This window comes from Acinetobacter sp. FDAARGOS_494, from assembly GCF_003812225.1.
GTDB classification, from domain to species: domain Bacteria; phylum Pseudomonadota; class Gammaproteobacteria; order Pseudomonadales; family Moraxellaceae; genus Acinetobacter; species Acinetobacter baumannii.
In genome coordinates, this window is sequence record NZ_CP033866.1 from 2,909,308 (window position 1) to 2,926,923 (window position 17,616).

12 protein-coding genes and 2 tRNA genes are annotated in these 17,616 nt (G+C 39.2%); 8 read left to right on the forward strand and 6 right to left on the reverse strand.

The window, feature by feature from the left end; all coding sequences use genetic code 11:
- From EG365_RS14215 to EG365_RS14235, 5 genes are all read left to right on the forward strand, one after another.
- Window positions 1–1,836: an extracellular solute-binding protein gene (locus EG365_RS14215; protein WP_001171034.1), complete on the forward strand. Its 1,836-nt coding sequence runs from the start codon at window positions 1–3 to the stop codon at window positions 1,834–1,836.
- Window positions 1,837–1,865: 29 nt separating this feature from the next.
- On the forward strand, window positions 1,866–2,918 hold the full coding sequence (locus tag EG365_RS14220) for a microcin C ABC transporter permease YejB (protein WP_000536107.1): 1,053 nt from the start codon (window positions 1,866–1,868) through the stop codon (window positions 2,916–2,918).
- Window positions 2,918–3,928, forward strand: coding sequence for an ABC transporter permease (locus tag EG365_RS14225; protein WP_000008523.1), 1,011 nt, complete (start codon window positions 2,918–2,920; stop codon window positions 3,926–3,928). Before EG365_RS14220 ends, EG365_RS14225 begins: the two co-directional genes overlap by 1 nt.
- Window positions 3,906–5,495, forward strand: a complete 1,590-nt coding sequence (locus tag EG365_RS14230) for an ABC transporter ATP-binding protein (protein WP_000550783.1) — start codon at window positions 3,906–3,908, stop codon at window positions 5,493–5,495. The genes EG365_RS14225 and EG365_RS14230 overlap by 23 nt, the downstream gene beginning before the upstream one ends.
- Window positions 5,496–5,680: 185 nt before the next feature.
- Complete coding sequence (locus EG365_RS14235; RefSeq protein ID WP_000077974.1) at window positions 5,681–6,925, forward strand: NADH:flavin oxidoreductase/NADH oxidase family protein; 1,245 nt, start codon at window positions 5,681–5,683, stop codon at window positions 6,923–6,925.
- Between the two features lie 58 nt (window positions 6,926–6,983).
- Here EG365_RS14235 and EG365_RS14240 read toward each other — a convergent pair whose 3' ends face one another.
- From EG365_RS14240 to pyrC, 4 genes are all read right to left on the reverse strand, one after another.
- On the reverse strand, window positions 6,984–9,098 hold the full coding sequence (locus EG365_RS14240) for a TonB-dependent siderophore receptor (RefSeq protein WP_000364465.1): 2,115 nt from the start codon (window positions 9,096–9,098) through the stop codon (window positions 6,984–6,986).
- Window positions 9,099–9,281: 183 nt separating this feature from the next.
- Window positions 9,282–9,357, reverse strand: a tRNA-Glu gene (locus EG365_RS14245).
- A gap of 18 nt (window positions 9,358–9,375) precedes the next feature.
- Window positions 9,376–10,038, reverse strand: a complete 663-nt coding sequence (gene rnt / locus EG365_RS14250) for a ribonuclease T (RefSeq protein ID WP_001982681.1) — start codon at window positions 10,036–10,038, stop codon at window positions 9,376–9,378.
- Window positions 10,023–11,057, reverse strand: a complete 1,035-nt coding sequence (pyrC, locus tag EG365_RS14255; protein ID WP_001084867.1) for a dihydroorotase — start codon at window positions 11,055–11,057, stop codon at window positions 10,023–10,025. Before pyrC ends, rnt begins: the two co-directional genes overlap by 16 nt.
- Window positions 11,058–11,206: 149 nt before the next feature.
- Between pyrC and EG365_RS14260 the strand changes: the two genes are divergently transcribed.
- Entirely contained in the window at window positions 11,207–12,469 is a 1,263-nt protein-coding gene (locus EG365_RS14260; RefSeq protein WP_000013374.1) for a diguanylate cyclase, read from the forward strand.
- Between the two features lie 58 nt (window positions 12,470–12,527).
- Here the strand turns inward: EG365_RS14260 and argG are convergent, their stop codons facing one another.
- Complete coding sequence (gene argG, locus EG365_RS14265; RefSeq protein WP_001986427.1) at window positions 12,528–13,886, reverse strand: argininosuccinate synthase; 1,359 nt, start codon at window positions 13,884–13,886, stop codon at window positions 12,528–12,530.
- Between the two features lie 265 nt (window positions 13,887–14,151).
- Here argG and EG365_RS14270 point away from each other — a divergent pair, with 265 nt between their 5' ends.
- Together EG365_RS14270 and EG365_RS14275 are read left to right on the forward strand one after the other, a co-directional pair.
- Entirely contained in the window at window positions 14,152–16,182 is a 2,031-nt protein-coding gene (locus tag EG365_RS14270; protein ID WP_000205078.1) for an NADPH-dependent 2,4-dienoyl-CoA reductase, read from the forward strand.
- 85 nt (window positions 16,183–16,267) lie between these two features.
- A tRNA-Ser gene (locus EG365_RS14275) sits at window positions 16,268–16,357 on the forward strand.
- 164 nt (window positions 16,358–16,521) lie between these two features.
- Here the strand turns inward: EG365_RS14275 and EG365_RS14280 are convergent.
- On the reverse strand, window positions 16,522–17,613 hold the full coding sequence (locus EG365_RS14280; protein ID WP_000076014.1) for a M48 family metallopeptidase: 1,092 nt from the start codon (window positions 17,611–17,613) through the stop codon (window positions 16,522–16,524).
- Between the last annotated feature and the right edge of the window lie 3 nt (window positions 17,614–17,616).

The following is a 17,616-nucleotide window of genomic DNA, read 5'->3' on the forward strand; positions in this document are numbered from 1 at the left end:
ATGCAAAAGTTATATTCTCAACTGAGCCTGCTAGTCGGGCTCAGTGTTTTTTCGCAAGTTATATTCTCTGCTCAGCAAACCACGCCGTATATCGCAATTCATTCTAAGCCTAAATATCTGGCAATGGCTTCTATGCCTTATGCCAACCCGAATGCACCTAAAGGCGGAGTATTGAGTCAGGCTGCGCAAGGGACATTTGATAACTTAAACAGTATGAACGGTAAGGGAAATGCGACAGAAGGGGTAAATTATCTTTTTGATACTTTAATGACCCAGTCACTTGATGAAGTGGGCGTGTTATATCCACTCTTGGCAGAAAAAGTTTCGTATGATCCTATAAAAACCCAGTCAGTTACTTTTTATTTAAACCCAAAAGCTCGATTTAGTAATGGACTGCCCGTAACAGCTGAAGATGTGAAATTTAGCTTTGATACCTATCAAACCAAATCTAATTTTGGTCTACAAATGTATCTTGCAGACTTAGCGAAAACAGAAGTGATAAACCCACATCAAGTTAAATTCACTTTTAAGTCCAGCCATAATCCTAAAATGCCATTTGTTGTGGCGAGTTTACCGATTTACTCAAAAGTAGATTGGCAGAAACGCGATTTTACCCGTATTAGCTTGCAATCGATTATAGGTTCAGGGCCTTACGTGGTTGAGAAAATTGATGCAGGTCGGAGTATTAGTTATAAACGTAATCCAAATTATTGGGCAAAAGACTTACCTATTAATAAAGGGCGCTATAACTTCGATCATTTAAAGTATGTTTATTACCGAAATTGGGATATTGCATTCGAAGGTTTTAAATCTGGGCAATATACCTTGCATGAAGAAACTAATCCTAAAAAATGGGTTACTGACTATCATTTTCCGGCTGTAAAAGCAGGCTTGATAACGCAATATAAATTTAGACATCATAACCCCATTGCAACCGAGAGTTATGTTTTTAACACACGGCGCAAACCTTTCAATGACATCCGCTTTAGACAAGCTTTAACTTATGCCTATGATTTTGAATGGCAAAATAAAGCTTTGTTTTACGGACAATATCAAAGACTACAAAGTTATTTTGAAAATAGTGATTTGGCAGCGACAGGTCGTCCTTCAAACAATGAAATGGCCATATTAAAGCCTCTTTTGCCAAAGCTTTCTCCAATCATGCAAAAAGCTGTTTTGGCTGATTGGAAATATCCAGCTTCAGATGCCAGTGGTTTTAACCGGCAAAACCTATTACTTGCTAGACAGTTGCTGATTGAGGCGGGTTATAAAATTAAAGAAGGGCAATTATATACGCCCGAAGGCAAACCTGTACAAATTGAGTTTCTCATTCAGCAAGATGGCAAACAAAGAACACTGATGCCATTTGTAAGAAATTTAAAAAAATTAGGAATTAATATTAATTTACGGCAGGTTGATGCGCCGCAATATTTAGAACGTACACGCCGTTATGACTTTGACATGACTACGATGAATTTGCCGCAATCTTTAAACCCGGGCAATGAACAGGCTCAGTTCTGGGGAAGTGCAGCAGCAGTTCAAAATGGCAACTATAACTACGCTGGTATTCGTAATCCGGTAATTGATGAGGTGATTTCAAAACTGGTCACTGCCAAAGACCGTGAACAGCAAATCACTTATACTCATGTTCTTGACCGATTGCTTCGTGCAGGATATTACCAGATCCCGACTTATGGAAAAGGGGATTATTGGTATGCGTACTGGAATATGTATCAGCAGCCTAAAGTGAAACCTGTGCTCTCTGCCGGTATAGAGTATTGGTGGAGTAATGCAAACCAAGCTAAGAAAGTTGCTCAATATTTACATCAACAATAAAAGCACGTACCTAAAGGAAATCCTGTTATATGGGTTCATATATTCTAAAGCGACTTCTTTTAATGATTCCAACGTTGTTCATTATTTTATTGATCAACTTTGTGGTCGTGCAAATTGCACCGGGTGGACCAGTTGAACAGGCAATTCATGAAGTAGAAAGTGGCTTAGGAGCAGGGCGTATATTAGGCACTGAAATGTACTATCAAGGTGCTAAAGGTTTAAGCCCCGAAATGGTCGAGCAAATTAAAGCCCAATACAGGTTTGACCATCCTCCAGTAGAACGTTTTTTACTGATGTTAAAAGGCTATTTGACTTTAGACTTTGGACAAAGCTTTTTTAAAGATAAATCAGTGGTTGAGCTGCTCTGGGAAAAAATGCCTGTGTCAATTTCACTTGGGCTATGGAGCACTTTACTGATTTATCTTATTTCAATTCCACTTGGAATTAAAAAAGCCAAACAACAAGGTACATGGTTTGATCGTTCCACTTCTTTATTGCTAGTGGTGGGCTATGCAGTACCCAGCTTTGTCTTTGGTATACTACTTATTGTCTTTTTTGCTGGCGGTTCATATTTTCAGTGGTTTCCATTACAAAACCTAGTGTCAGATAATTTTTATCAATTGAGTTGGTTCGGAAAAATTACGGACTATTTATGGCACATGACGTTGCCGCTTATTACCATGGTGTTGGGTGGTTTTGCCAGCCTAACTTATCTAACCAAATATTCATTTTTAGAAGAGCTTAATAAACCTTATGTCTTGGCAGCTTATGCAAAAGGTTTAAATAGTCAACAAGTCTTATATAAACATGTATTCCGTAATGCCATTTTAGTGGTTCTTGCTGGATTGCCGGAAGCTTTAGCAGGCATTTTCTTTGTGGGAAATCTTTTTATTGAAATTATTTTTCACCTAGATGGTGTGGGGTTGTTGGGCTTTGAAGCAATTGTTCAGCGAGACTATCCGGTTATTTTTGGCGTATTGTTTTTCTTCACGTTGTTTAGTCTGCTTTTACGTCTTATTTGCGATGTACTGTATCAATGGATTGATCCGCGTATTCACTTTGACGCACAAGGAGGCAAATAATGTCTTTTATTGTGCGATCACGACTGCAAAAGTTTAGGCAACATAAATTAGGGTGGGCAAGCTTTGTTTTGTTTAGTCTCATTTTGATGATGTCCTTGGCTGCTGAGCTCATTGCTAACGACAAACCATTGTTAGTGAAATATGAGGACGCTTATTATTTGCCTGTCTTTAAAACATATCCCGAAACCACTTTTGGTGGCGTGTTTGAAACAGAAGCAGATTATAAAGATCCCGCTGTACAAGAACTCATTAATCATAAAGGCTGGGCTATTTGGCCCCTTATAAGATTTTCTTACCAGACTCCTAATTTAGACTTGGCTGTACCTGTGCCATCGCCACCTTCTAAGCAGAACTGGTTAGGGACAGATGACCAAGGGCGAGACGTGCTTGCACGTATTCTCTATGGGCTTAGAGTCTCATTACTTTTCGGCTTGGCTTTAACAGGTTGTGCAGCGCTACTTGGTATTTTTGTGGGTGCTATACAAGGCTACTATGGTGGCTGGGTCGATTTGTTAGGGCAACGGTTGGTAGAAGTCTGGAATGGTTTACCTATGCTCTTTATGGTCATGATTTTGGTCAGCATGTTTACCCCAAATGTATATTGGCTATTTTTTATTATGCTGTTCTTTAGCTGGACTGTACTTGTGGGAATTGTCCGTGCCGAATTTTTAAAAGCGCGTCAACTTGACTATGTACGTGCGGCTCAGGCTTTAGGTGTAACTGATAGAGCAATTATCTTTAAGCACATTTTGCCAAATGCCATAAGTTCTAGCCTATCGCAGTTACCTTTTATTTTGACCACTAATATTATTGCTTTAACCGCACTTGATTTTTTGGGCTATGGCTTACCACCAGATGCAGCCTCTTTAGGAGAGTTGTTGTTGCAAGGTAAAAATAACTTAGACGCACCGTGGTTGGCTTTATCTGGGTTTTTTAGCTTAGCTTTTGTATTGTCATTATTAATTTATATTGGGGAGGCGGCACGTGATGCATTTGACCCAAGAAAATAACTTAAATGTAGATGCTAAATTGCTAAATATAGAAAACCTTTCAATCTCTACGCAAGATCAGCCTTTATTAGAAGGTCTCAATTTACACTTACAAGCCAGAGATACGCTTGCAATTGTAGGTGAGAGTGGTTCAGGTAAAACAATAAGCTGTTTGGCGATGATGGGATTATTACCAGAAAAATTAAAAACATCTGGTCGTATTATTATTGATTCAAAAAATATTTTAGAAATAGACGAAAAGACGCAAACACACATACGCGGCCGCCAAATTGCCATGATTTTTCAGGAGCCTTCTACAACTTTAAACCCATTACATCGAGTTGAAAAAATTGTAGGTGAAAATTTTATTTTACAAGGTGGGTCAAAAGCGAAAGCTCAACAGCAGGTAATTCAATTATTAAAAGATGTAGGAATTGCTAATCCAGAGTACATTTTAAAACGTTATCCGCATGAGCTTTCAGGTGGACAAAAACAGCGGGTGATGATTGCGGCTGCGCTTGCACTTCAACCTAAAATTTTAATTGCAGATGAACCAACTACCGCGCTTGATGTGATTTTACAGACGCAAATTTTAGAATTATTAAAATCCTTGCAAAGCAAATATGGTATGGCACTGATTTTGATTAGCCATGATTTAAATTTGGTACGCCGTTATGCTGATGAACTGATTGTATTACATAAAGGACAAGTTGTAGAGCAAGGTAAGCTTCAACAGATTTTTGAACACCCAACTTCAGTCTATACCCAGCAATTATTAGATCATGATCTTGGTTTCGCTGAGCAACATTCAACCAGTCATAAAATTTTATCTGTTCAACAACTCAATGTTAAATATCCAATACGACGTGGTTTCTTTAACCGAATTCAGGGTTATACCAATGCGGTTGAAAATGTAAATTTTGAGCTTAATCAAGGCGAAGCATTAGGCGTTGTGGGTGAAAGTGGATCCGGAAAATCTTCATTGGCTTTGGCTCTGGTTCGATTAATTAAAAGTGAGGGACAGATTAACTTTCTAGGGCAAGATATAAACCGCTTAGAACAAAAAGCTTTACGCAAGATCAGGTCAGACTTACAGATTGTTTTCCAAGATCCATTTGGTAGTCTAAACCCACGTATGACGGTAGGGCAGATTATTGCTGAAGGGTTAAAAGTCAAAGCGATAGCTGATAAAGAAATTAAACAGCAAGTTGAATCAGCTTTGATAAAAGTTGAGTTGGCTGAAGGCTTTCAACATCGCTATCCGCACGAGCTTTCGGGTGGACAACGTCAACGCGTTGCTCTAGCGCGAGCTTTAGTAGTTCGACCTAAACTTTTAATTTTAGATGAACCAACGTCTGCCTTAGACCGAACCACGCAAAAAGCGATGATTCAATTATTACGACGTTTACAACAAACAGAGCACTTGAGCTATATTTTCATTAGTCATGATTTAAATGTGGTCAAAGCACTGTGTCATAAAGTGATGGTATTACGACATGCAAAAGTTGTGGAATATCAGCCAACTGAGCAGTTATTTAATACCCCAAAAACTGAATATACCAAGCAATTAATTGCAGCAAGTTGTTAAATATATTTAATAAGATTCTATTTTATAATAATAAATTTTATTTAAATTTTTAATGCAAAAAGTTGCATTTTTTTATATTTTTTAAATTTGACATGTGCTATTGTCAGTTATCGATTTCCCCTTGACATGACCTATAACTCATCTAAATTAGAGTAATTGCTCTAAAATATTAAAAGAGGTTAACCATGAGCCAGATTGCACAACCAATCACAATTCGAAATACCACATTTAAAAACCGGATTATTAAAGGTGCAATGAGTGAGGCACTTGCAAACTATGAAGGCCAGCCGAATGAATTACATTTAGGTTTGTATAGTGCATGGGCCAAAGGTGGTTTGGGCTGTGCGATTACTGGAAATGTTATGGTCAATGTAGAGGCCAAAAACGAACCTGGGGTAGTGGTGATTGAAACCGAGCGTGACCTAGAGCGTTTAAAAGAATGGGCAGCAGTCGGTAAACAATATGGGATGGTACAACTTATTCAATTGTCTCACCCTGGGCGTCAGTGTCCAAAGGGCCTAAATAAAGAAACAGTTGCACCTTCGGCAGTTCCTTTTAGCCCAGCTTTAGCGACTATGTTTGGTACTCCACGTGCTCTTACGCATGAAGAAATTTTGGATATTATTAAACGTTTTGCGACTGCTGCTCGTATTTGTGAAAAGGCGGGTTTTGAAGGGGTACAGTTACATGGTGCACATGGCTATTTAATTAGCCAGTTTTTATCACCATTAACCAATAAACGTACAGACCAGTGGGGTGGTTCAATCGAAAACCGTACTCGCTTTTTACTAGAAGTTTATAAAGCAGTACGTGAAGCAACTTCTGATAATTTTATTATTTCAGTTAAGCTCAACTCTGCTGACTTCCAACGCGGCGGTATTAGCGAAGAAGATGTGATTTCGGTATTTAAAGCAGTTGATGAAGCAGGGATCGACTTAATTGAAATCTCAGGTGGAACTTACGAAGCACCTGCAATGGCTGGTGCCAAAGCTGATAAACGTAAGGCAAGTACTATTGCACGTGAAGCGTATTTCTTAGACTTCGCTGAAAAAATCCGTCAGCATGTAAAATGTAAACTTATGGTGACAGGTGGCTTCCGTACAGTAGAAGGCATGAATGCTGCTCTAGCAAGTGGGGCATGCGACTTTATTGGTATTGCTCGTCCACTTGCTGTTGAAACAGATTTAACTGACCGTTTAATCGCAGGCCAAGACGTTCGCTACGCCGTAAAACCAATTAAAACAGGTTTACCTTTTGTCGATAAAATGGCAATTATGGAAATTATTTGGTACGCGGCACAATTTAAAGCCATTGGGCAGGGTAAAAAGCCAAATCCTAAACTGTCACCTTTAATCGTGTTTTTAAATTATGCCAAGGGTAATATTAAGGCTGTTGTTCAAGGACGCGTGAATTCACGTAAGTCAGCGTAAAAATTTCTTAAAGTAAAGGTACTATTTCTAAGGATGAAATAGTACCTTTATGCTCAATTTAGAACGTATAGCTCATACCTAATTGAACGGTACGTGATTCACCCGGATAAGCATATAAATTGAAAGCACTTTCATCATAAACTTTATCAAAAATGTTCTTCACATCTAAGTTAAGACGAAGTTTTGGTGTCGCCTGATAATAAGAAACCAAATCTGTAACTGCATAACCTTTCATGGTATAGGTACTATTAGCTGTCTGACCTGCACGTTTATCAATATATTTTTGATTGATGCCTAGACCTAAGCCTTGTAAAGGGCCATCTTGAAATTCATAGATATTTAAAAGATTAAAACTATTTTTTGGAATATTGGCTAGAGCTGTTCCTTTTTGCAGAGTATTGTCTTTAGTTACTTCCGCATCTGTATAAGCATATCCACCAATAATTTTCCAAGCTGGTGTAATTTGACCAGCAATATTTAACTCAATGCCACGGCTACGAACTTCGCCAGCAGCGACTTTATAAGCTGAATCAACAGGGTCTAATGTTAATACATTTTCTTTATTAGCATAAAAAATAGCGGAATCAATCGATAACATATTATCAAGTGCTTGCCATTTAAAACCTAACTCGTAAGCCGTACCTTCTTCAGGATCAAAACCTTCTCCGTTACGGCTGGCGCCAGTATTTGGTTTAAAAGATTTTGCAGCATTGCCATAGAGTGAAAGGTCATCACTTGCTTTATAAACTAAGCCTAAACGTGGAATAAATGCATCATGACTGGTATTCCAGTTGGTAGTATTTGGTAATAGGTTTTTGTAATCGTGCTCGTAATGTTCAAATCGTAAGCCTAAGAGTGCGCTTAAACGCTCATTTAAGCCGATTTGGTCTTGTACAAAAAGGGCCGTTGTTTTTAAGTTTTCACGGTCATGTGTGGTTACACGATTGAGCTCAGGTAAAGGTTGCCCTAAAACTGGATTATAAATATTAATAGGGTAGCTACCGATATCTCCGCTTGAGCGAATAATGTATGACTTATAATCATAATTTTCATATTCAAGCCCAGTCACTAAAGTATGGGCTAAACCTAAAAGCTGAAAATTACCTGTGAGATTAATTTGGGCATCGGTATCTTGCCATTTTAATTCGCGATAATTGTAATTTCGCCCTAATGTTTCTCCGTCATTTTGAATGCCATTTGCTTCTACTGCATAGCCATGCAATTTGCCATTTAAATATTGCACGCCAGCATTTAGCTTCCAGTCATTCCCAAGGTCATGTTCAACTCGTAATTGAGTCATATTGTTATCATTGTAGAGTCGATTGTAGTATTTACCCGTTTCCCATAAATAGGTTTCTGGTGAGCTATTAAAAGATTTCTGTGTTGGATAACGTGTATGACCACGGTCGAGTGGATGTTGGTTTCTTAAAATATCGGCTTCAAAAGTAACCTTGGTGGCATCAGTAGCTTGCCATTGAATGACTGGTGCAATTCCATAACGTTTAGATTCGACATGGTCACGGTAACTATCCCCACCTTCTGCAATTACATTTAGGCGATAACCGATATTTTCTGCATCGGGTACAGTACCTGTCGTGTCTACGGTAGTGCGATATAAACCTTCACTACTGAGCTGTGCCCCTAAAGTGGTTTGTTGCTCAGACTTTGGTGTTTTAGAAATTAAGTTAAACGTACCGCCTGGGTCACCACGGCCATATAAGCTAGAAGAGGGGCCACGTAAAACGTCTACACGTTCAATTGTGTTGCTATCCGGCGCATTTGGATAGCCACGGTTAATTGGAAACCCGTTTCGATAAAACTCACCACTGGTAAACCCGCGCATGTTAAAACCAGTTAAACCTTGACCACCAAAGTTATTAGCACGAGTCACGCCACCAGCTAAATCAAGTGCTTCAACTAAGCGAGTTGCACCAATATCTTCAATTACTTTTTGGGTTACCATGCTCACAGATTGCGGGGTATCTTGTAATGCAATTTCACTACGCGTAGCACTACTGGAACTATCCACTTTATAAGTCTGGTCAGATGCCTGTTGGGCTTTAATTTTGATAGTTGCAAGAGTAGTTGAAGAGTTGTTCGTGTCTGCAAAAGCAGCTGGAATACAGCATAGTTGTGCAATACTCAGGGAGAGAAGGCGAAGCTTAAGATCCATTTAAAACCTTTTTGATAATAAATATCAGTATAAAAATAAGAATTATTATATTGTAAAACGATGTAAAGGAAATACTGGATCAGTGATATATTTGCACAAGTGTATTTTATTTAGAAATAAAGAAAAATATAAAAAGAATAAGAAGACAGAACTTAGAGAGAAAAATTTTATATGAAGAGAATATGGCGTCCCTACGGGGATTCGAACCCCGGTTACCGCCGTGAAAGGGCGATGTCCTAGGCCTCTAGACGATAGGGACGTTGAGGATGGCGGTATCTTAAGAAGCCGCCACCAAACTGTCAAGGAGGTAAGGAGACAGTTTGTTCAAAATATAGCAAAACAGTTCAGCAGTCTTTTGAGTATCGTATAAAGCAGAGTGTGCTTCTTTACCATCAAACTCAATTCCAGCTTGAATGCATGCTTTTGCAAGTACAGTTTGTCCAAACATTACTGCACTTAAAGTGACCGTATCCATCACTGAAAAACTATGGAACGGGTTTTGGTTTTTTGTGCCTGAGCGAGCAATGGCCGCTTGTAAAAACCCAAGGTCAAAATGCGCGTTGTGGCCTACGAGTACTGCATGAGTACAATGTTGCTGTTTACGAACTTCATTGACCGATTTAAAAATGCGACGTAAAGCAGTTCTTTCATCTTCAGCCATTGCAATACGCATTGGGTTGAATGGGTCAATACCAATGAAGTCTAGCGAACGGCGGTCGAGGTTAGCCCCTTCAAAAGGGTTAATATGTGCATGAAATGCAGGACCAGGGACAAATTGTCCCTGCGCATCATACACAATCGGAATGCATGCGATTTCTAGCAATGCATCTGTCTGGGCATTAAAACCTGCCGTTTCAACATCGACAACAACAGGTAAGAAGCCACGAAAACGTTGGCCAATGACCGGGACAGAGTTTTCTTGTGTCACACTTTTCTCCATTGCAGCGTTTTCCCGGCATGCAGCGGGATGATTTTTTGATTATCTAAATAATCAAAAGATTCTGGAACGAGGTTATCTTCTTTAACCAAAGTAATGGTAGAAGTATTACGTGGTAGACCGTAGAAGTCCGCACCAAAATGGCTAGCAAAACCTTCTAGACGCTCTAATTTACCGACCTGGTCAAATGCTTGTGCATAAAGCTCAATTGCATTTGGTGCACTATAGCAGCCTGCACATCCACAAGCATTCTCTTTTGCATTTTGTGCATGAGGAGCGCTGTCTGTACCTAAGAAAAATTTAGGATTACCGCTTGTCGCCACTTCAAGCAAAGTCGTTTGATGTGTTTGACGTTTTAAAATTGGTAAACAGTAAAAGTGCGGTTTAATACCACCAACCAACATATCATTACGGTTAAATAATAAATGTTGTGGAGTGATTGTTGCCGCCACATTACGGTCTTGTTCTAAAACAAAGTGTGCTGCATCACTGGTAGTGATGTGCTCAAGCACAACTTTAAGTTTCGGGAACTGTTTCAATAGAGGTGATAATACCTCATCTAGGAAGCGTTTTTCACGATCAAAAATATCTACATGATTGTGAGTTACTTCACCATGAAGCAATAACGGAACTTGATGCTCTTCTAATTGCTCAATGACTGCATAAACTTTACGAATATCACTCACACCATTATCGGAGTTTGTGGTCGCACCAGCAGGATAAAGCTTAATCGCATTTACATGTTCTGATTCTTTAATTTTACGAACTTCATCTGGTGAAGTGTGGTCAGTAAAATAAAGCACCATACGAGGGTCAAAATTATTGCCTTCCGGAACATGAGCAAGAATGCGTTCGCGATAAGCTAAAGCTTCTTCTACTGTTTTTACAGGCGGTACAAGGTTAGGCATACAAATCGCACGGGCGAATTGTTTAGCCAAATCTGGAACAGTACGTTTTAATGCTAAACCATCACGTAAATGTGCATGCCAATCATCTGGCTGGAGCAGGGTAATAGAGTTCAAGGCAGTTCAAACTTCGAAATAAAACAAATGATAATCGATAAAGTGTGAAAATGGTAACGAGAATTACGGACAAATGGCAAAATAAAGCGCAGGGAGCTTTAAAAAATAATGTTATATTTTGTTAATGCAGAATATGTAGGAATCGACTAGTGGCGAATAGGGGAAATGTACATCAATTACTCAAATCTAAAGAAGAAATCGAGTATTTGGTCACTCTACATACCCATCGTTATGCCAATATGCCTTTGCCCAAACAACTGGAAAAAAAATTCTGGTGTTTAAATCTTGATCGAACTAGACAGAACATTTCAAAGTTTCTAGCAAGTGGTGTACTCACTTATTTAATTTTTATTTTATTGGCCCTGCCGACCGACTATTTAGTGATTGGGGTACCTTATATTACTTTGGACTTTATTCATTGCTTACTTAGTGCAATGAATATTGCACTTGCCCTGTTATTGTTCTGGGTTTTTGCCAAATTTACAAAACTCTCCGAGCACTTTTATTTAGCTGCATGTGGCATTGTATTTTTAACCATTATTATTAATGCGATGTTATTGCTTAGTGTCGGAAATATGGCGCTTAAGAACCAGTCTATGTTGCTTCTTTCATTTTTATATATGCTCGGGTTCATATTAAGCGGTATTAAACCTTTGCATATGCTTTGTGTTGGTTTATTGGCAGCATTTTTAGTTTTTGCTTTTCTTATTTTGTTAGACGTAAATTGTGACTATATTGCACTGGGTCGTGCTTTGTTCGGTAGTTGTATTTTAGGTTTCTCGATTAGCAGTATGCTCATCTCAAGAGAAAGAAGCCTTTTTTTAAATAACCAGCTTGCTGAAATTAATGAACAGATCTTACGGATTGAAGCGTCGGAGTTATTGCATTTAAGCCAGCAGGATGCCCTGACTCAAATTTCGAATCGACGTACATTTGATGAGATGTTTGATTTTTTCTACTACCGAGCAAATCAAGAGAAGCGTCCTTTAGCTGTTTTATTTATTGATATTGATTTTTTTAAAAACTATAACGATTTTTACGGGCACCAGATGGGAGATAAAGTCATCTCTAGCATTGCTGCAGCAATTAAAAACTCAATTCGTCATGTCGACTTTGTTGCGCGTTATGGGGGCGAGGAGTTCGTTGTACTTTTACCTGAAACACCTGCACAGGGTGCTTATTCAGTGGCTGCAAATATCTATAAAGCCATTGAGCGGCAAGCGATTCCTCACGCAGCTTCTTTAGTGTCGAAGTATGTCACTATCAGTTTAGGGTTTACCGTATATACGGGTGGGCTAAAGATGGGACAAGATAGGCTTATTCATGCGGCAGATCAGGCTTTATATCGGGCAAAGCAACTCGGACGGAACCAAATTTATTATCAACCGTTACAAGTTGCCGAAATTGCCTAACTTAACTTTAAATAAAAAAAGCCACCTATAGAGGTGGCTTTTTTGACCTTATAAGAAATTATTTTTTCTTATTGTCTAATTGAGGTACAGCAGAACCTTGACCAATTGAAAGCAAGCCAGCATCTGTATAGATACCTAGTTTTGCACGTGTATCGGTAATGTCGAGGTTACGCATAGTCAACTGACCAATACGGTCCATTGGCGTAAACATTGAATCACCTTTTTCCATTGTTAAACGTTCAGCTTCGTACGTTAAGTTTGGAGATTCAGTGTTCATGATGGTGTAGTCATTACCACGACGAAGTTCAAGTGTTACTTCACCAGTAATCGCTTTAGCAACCCAACGCTGTGCAGTTTCACGAAGCATAAGCGCTTGAGAGTCGAACCAACGGCCTTGGTAAAGTAAACGGCCTAAACGTAAACCGTTAATGCGGTATTGTTCGATCGTATCTTCGTTGTGAATACCAGTAACCAAACGCTCGTAAGCAATATGAAGAAGGGCCATACCCGGTGCTTCATAGATACCACGAGATTTCGCTTCGATAATACGATTTTCGATTTGGTCAGACATACCTAAACCATGGCGACCACCAATACGGTTTGCTTCAAGAATAAGCTCAACCGGATTGTCAAAACGCTGACCATTTAATGCAACAGGTACACCTTCTTCAAAACGTACAGTCACTTCTTCTGGTTTGATTTCAACTTCTTCTTTCCAGAAAGCAACGCCCATGATTGGGTCAACGATTTTGATACCTGCATTTAGGTATTCAAGATCTTTTGCTTCGTGAGTTGCGCCCAACATGTTTGAGTCAGTTGAGTACGCTTTTTCTTTTGACATTTTGTAGTCAAAACCGTTGTCGATGAGGAACTGTGACATTTCTGCACGGCCACCAAGCTCATCAATAAAGTTTTGATCTAACCATGGCTTATAAATTTTAAGGTTTGGGTTGGTCAACAAACCATAACGATAGAAACGTTCAATATCGTTACCTTTATAAGTTGAACCGTCACCCCAGATGTTTACGTCATCTTCTTTCATGGCAGTAACGAGCATAGTACCTGTTACTGCACGACCGAGTGGAGTCGTATTGAAATAAGGAACACCACCTGTACTGATATGGAATGCACCACACTGAATTGCAGCAATACCTTCAAGCGCCAATTGTAAGCGGCAGTCAATCAAGCGAGCTTTCACAGCGCCGTATTGTTCTGCTTTCTTTGGAATTGCATCGTAGTCATCTTCATCTGGCTGGCCTAAGTTTGCAGTATATGCATAAGGCTCAGCGCCTTTTTGTTTCATCCACAATAAAGCAGCTGAAGTGTCTAGACCACCGGAGAAGGCAATCCCAACTTTTTTGCCTACTGGTACATGCTGCAAGATAGTTGCATTATCAGTCATTGCTAATCCTAACATTTATGAAAAAGACCCCGTTGAGGCGGTCTCGAGAATTCTGAATGGCGGCTATTGTAGCACTATTCATGGTGCTTTTTTTGGCAAAAAAAGCATTAATTCACTTGTTCTGATGGCTATTTATTATTTAAAGAAAAATATGGGATTATCTGCTTCATTTATAGATTGACCATAATCTCAAATAAAAAATAATTCTTGGTCATCCAAAATTATCAAAAAAGTATTAAAGTACTATGCAACAAGTTGCAAAAAAATATTGGGACGCAGCATGACAAGTTACGCCAATTTATTAAAACCATTACATTTGGGCTTCACAACCATTAAAAACCGTGTGGTCATGGGATCTATGCATACGGGATTAGAAGACCGCTTTTTTAACTACCCAAAACTGGCAGCTTATTTTGAAGAGCGTGCCAAAGGTGGAGTTGGTTTGATTGTGACTGGCGGTATTTCTCCGAACCGTCAAGGATGGTTGGCTCCGGCTGGCGGAACCATGAATAGCTTATTTGATATTCCGCAGCACCGTTTAGTGACTCACGCCGTCCATAAGCATGGTTCAAAAATTTTGATGCAAATTTTGCATGCAGGGCGCTATGGTTACCAGCCATTTGTAGTGTCTTCGAGTGCAATAAAATCACCGATTTCACCATTTAAACCACGTCAACTTTCTGAAAAAAATATTCTCAGTACAATTGAAGATTATGCACAGTGTGCCGACATTGCCAAAAAGGCAGGCTACGACGGCGTTGAAATTATGGGGTCGGAAGGATATCTAATTAACCAGTTTTTAAGTCGCCATGTAAACCAGCGTAAAGACCGTTGGGGTGGTGAAATTGAAAACCGTATGCGTTTTCCAGTTGAAATTGTCAAAGCGATCCGCGCAAAAGTTGGCGAAAAATTTATTATCTGTTTTCGTTTATCGTTGCTTGACCTTGTGCATGACGGTAACACTATGCAAGAAGTGGTTACTGTTGCGAAAGCTTTAGAAAAAGCGGGTGTCACTTTATTAAATACGGGTATTGGTTGGCATGAAGCACGTGTGCCGACTATTGTCACCTCGGTCCCTCGTGCCGCGTTTGTTGATTATACGGCTCATGTAAAACAATATATTTCAATTCCAGTCATTGCGTCTAACCGTATTAATATGCCTGAAACTGCTGAAGAGATTTTGGCAACTGGCAAAGCAGATATGATTCAAATGGCTCGCCCTTTATTGGCCGATGCTTTTTGGGTAAATAAAACTGCGACCAATCGTGTAGATGAAATTAATACGTGTATTGCCTGTAACCAAGCATGTTTAGATCATGCATTTAAAAATAAACGTGTGTCTTGTTTAGTAAACCCACGTGCAGGCCATGAAACTGAATTGGTTTATTTAAAAACCAAACAACCAAAGCGTATCGCCGTTGTAGGTGGTGGTGTAGCCGGTATGTCTGCTGCAACTGTTGCTGCAAGTCGCGGTCATGCAGTGACCCTGTTTGAAGCCAATGCAGATGTAGGTGGTCAGTTTAACTTTGCAAAGGTTGTGCCGGGTAAAGAAGAATTTCACGAAACGATTCGCTACTTTAAAGTACAACTTCAAAAAACTGGGGTAGATGTTCGTTTAAATACTCGTGTTAATCGTGAACAACTTGAACGTGAAGGTTTTGATGAGGTGATTGTGGCGACTGGAGTCGTGCCGCGTGCATTAAAGATTGAAGGAAGTAATTCACCTCAAGTCCTTTCTTATGCTCAAGTTTTACAGGGTGCTGAAGTTGGACGAAAAGTTGCAGTGATTGGGGCAGGTGGTATTGGTTTCGATGTCTCAGAATTTTTACTTAAACCTCCACATCAACCACAGCCTCAACCTTTAGCCGAGTGGCAACGTGAATGGGGTGTAGACCCAGATCCAAACTACATTTCTGAAGGGGGAATGCAGCCGCCAGTCGTTGAACCAGCAATCCGTGAAATTTATTTATTGCAACGTAAAACCACACCACTTGGTATTGGCCTTGGCAAAACTTCGGGTTGGGTCCACCGTGCACAGCTTAAAAAGCATGGTGTCCGTATGTTGCGTGGTGTGCAATATAAAGCAGTTACCGATGAAGGGCTTTGGATTGAACATAATGGTCAAGACCAGCTTTTACGTGTAGACACGGTAGTGGTGTGTGCAGGGCAAGAGTCGGTAAAAGACTTGATGCCAAAAGAAGGTGAGTCGACGATCGCGAACTACCATATTATTGGTGGTGCAAAGCTCGCAGCAGAGCTAGATGCCAAGCGTGCGATCAAAGAAGGAGCAGAATTGGCTGCCCAACTGTAAAATTGATGAAACAATATGCACTTGAACACAAAGCGATGATTTTTTTCTTGAATAAAATGAATAAGCTTTGTATTCTTACGCACATGGAAGCGTGGCAGAGCGGTTTAATGCACCGGTCTTGAAAACCGACGAGGGTGTGAGTCCTCCGTGAGTTCGAATCTCACCGCTTCCGCCAAATTCGAAAAGCTCCTGTTAAAAGCAGGGGCTTTTTTTATATCTATTATTTTACCCCTCATCCTCCCCTATATAAAAATTTAGATTGAGTTGGGTAGAATTAGATTTCCAGTTTAATTTTATATTTCATAATTTCTTAAGTCTGAATACTAATTCTTCTAGTATTTAATAATTAGCGTGTTGTTTTTTCTCAAAATCATGAACCATTCGAATACGTTCTTCAGTTGCAGGATGAGAAGATAAAGCATCAACAACAGCTATAGATAGCTTATTATCTGAAGATTCTTTTTGAGAGGTTGGTGAGGTGGACTGACTTGCTTTATTTAGATCTTCTTCTGTTTTATCGTTTAAACGTTGTAAGAAATTTGCAAAGTGTGAGACTTCTATATTTTTCCTATCCATCAGCTGTAATGCATATAGATCGGCTTCGGACTCAAATTTACGTGAGTAATTTGCACCAAGCATAGCAGCAGGTAATGACGTAAATAAATCTGAATTATCACCTGTCATTGCAATGTATAATACACTTAGTCCTAAACTAGTTAATCCTTGTTGTAAACTATGGCGATAAACTAAATGTCCTTGTTCATGGGCTAATACTCCCAATATTTCTTGATTATTATGGGCTATTTGAATCAGTTCATCTGTAATGATAATTGTATTATTGGGTAGTGCTACAGCATTTGCCCCTAATCGATTACCTTTACGGAACACTAATTTGGCTGGTTTATTTTCAGCAACAGTATTCAAATATTGTTTAGTAATTTGGTCTTTTTGAGTTTGAGCTAATTGGCTGGGTGCAGTCCAATTATTTAGTACATAATTCTCGGCTTCATCTCCTAGTTTCTTTAAACTATTCTCTGGTAATTTAAAAGCAACATAATGGGAAGTGGCGGGAACTCCCCATTTTACTAAACTGATTCCGAAAGTAATCACAAAAATTAAACTAAAAAAAATAAGACTTGGAGAACGTTCAAATTTCCAAATCGAATGTTGAATCTTTTTAGTTGAATAATTAAACCATTCAGGTAATGCACCATGAAATTCAATTCGTGCATCATCATCTAATTCAATTACTGGATGTAACTGTCCCAGAGCACCAATCAATTTCATATCAGTATATTGATAATGACGCTGTTGTTCTAATTGCTCACCATATCGAATCAGAACTTCAGTTTTAGATTGAGCTGAAATCTGAGCACGGTATGGTTTAGACACTATGCCATCATAGAAAATGATATCTACTGCTTGGGACATAAA

Bases quoted from the DNA above. Each gene is read 5' to 3' on its own strand.
- EG365_RS14215 (WP_001171034.1), top strand. From the start codon at position 1: ATGCAAAAGTTATATTCTCAACTGAGCCTGCTAGTCGGGCTCAGTGTT.
- EG365_RS14220 (WP_000536107.1), top strand. From the start codon at position 1,866: ATGGGTTCATATATTCTAAAGCGACTTCTTTTAATGATTCCAACGTTG.
- EG365_RS14225 (WP_000008523.1), top strand. From the start codon at position 2,918: ATGTCTTTTATTGTGCGATCACGACTGCAAAAGTTTAGGCAACATAAA.
- EG365_RS14230 (WP_000550783.1), top strand. From the start codon at position 3,906: ATGCATTTGACCCAAGAAAATAACTTAAATGTAGATGCTAAATTGCTA.
- EG365_RS14235 (WP_000077974.1), top strand. From the start codon at position 5,681: ATGAGCCAGATTGCACAACCAATCACAATTCGAAATACCACATTTAAA.
- EG365_RS14240 (WP_000364465.1), bottom strand. From the start codon at position 9,098: ATGGATCTTAAGCTTCGCCTTCTCTCCCTGAGTATTGCACAACTATGC.
- rnt (WP_001982681.1), bottom strand. From the start codon at position 10,038: ATGGAGAAAAGTGTGACACAAGAAAACTCTGTCCCGGTCATTGGCCAA.
- argG (WP_001986427.1), bottom strand. From the start codon at position 13,886: ATGTTAGGATTAGCAATGACTGATAATGCAACTATCTTGCAGCATGTA.
- EG365_RS14270 (WP_000205078.1), top strand. From the start codon at position 14,152: ATGACAAGTTACGCCAATTTATTAAAACCATTACATTTGGGCTTCACA.
- EG365_RS14280 (WP_000076014.1), bottom strand. From the start codon at position 17,613: ATGTCCCAAGCAGTAGATATCATTTTCTATGATGGCATAGTGTCTAAA.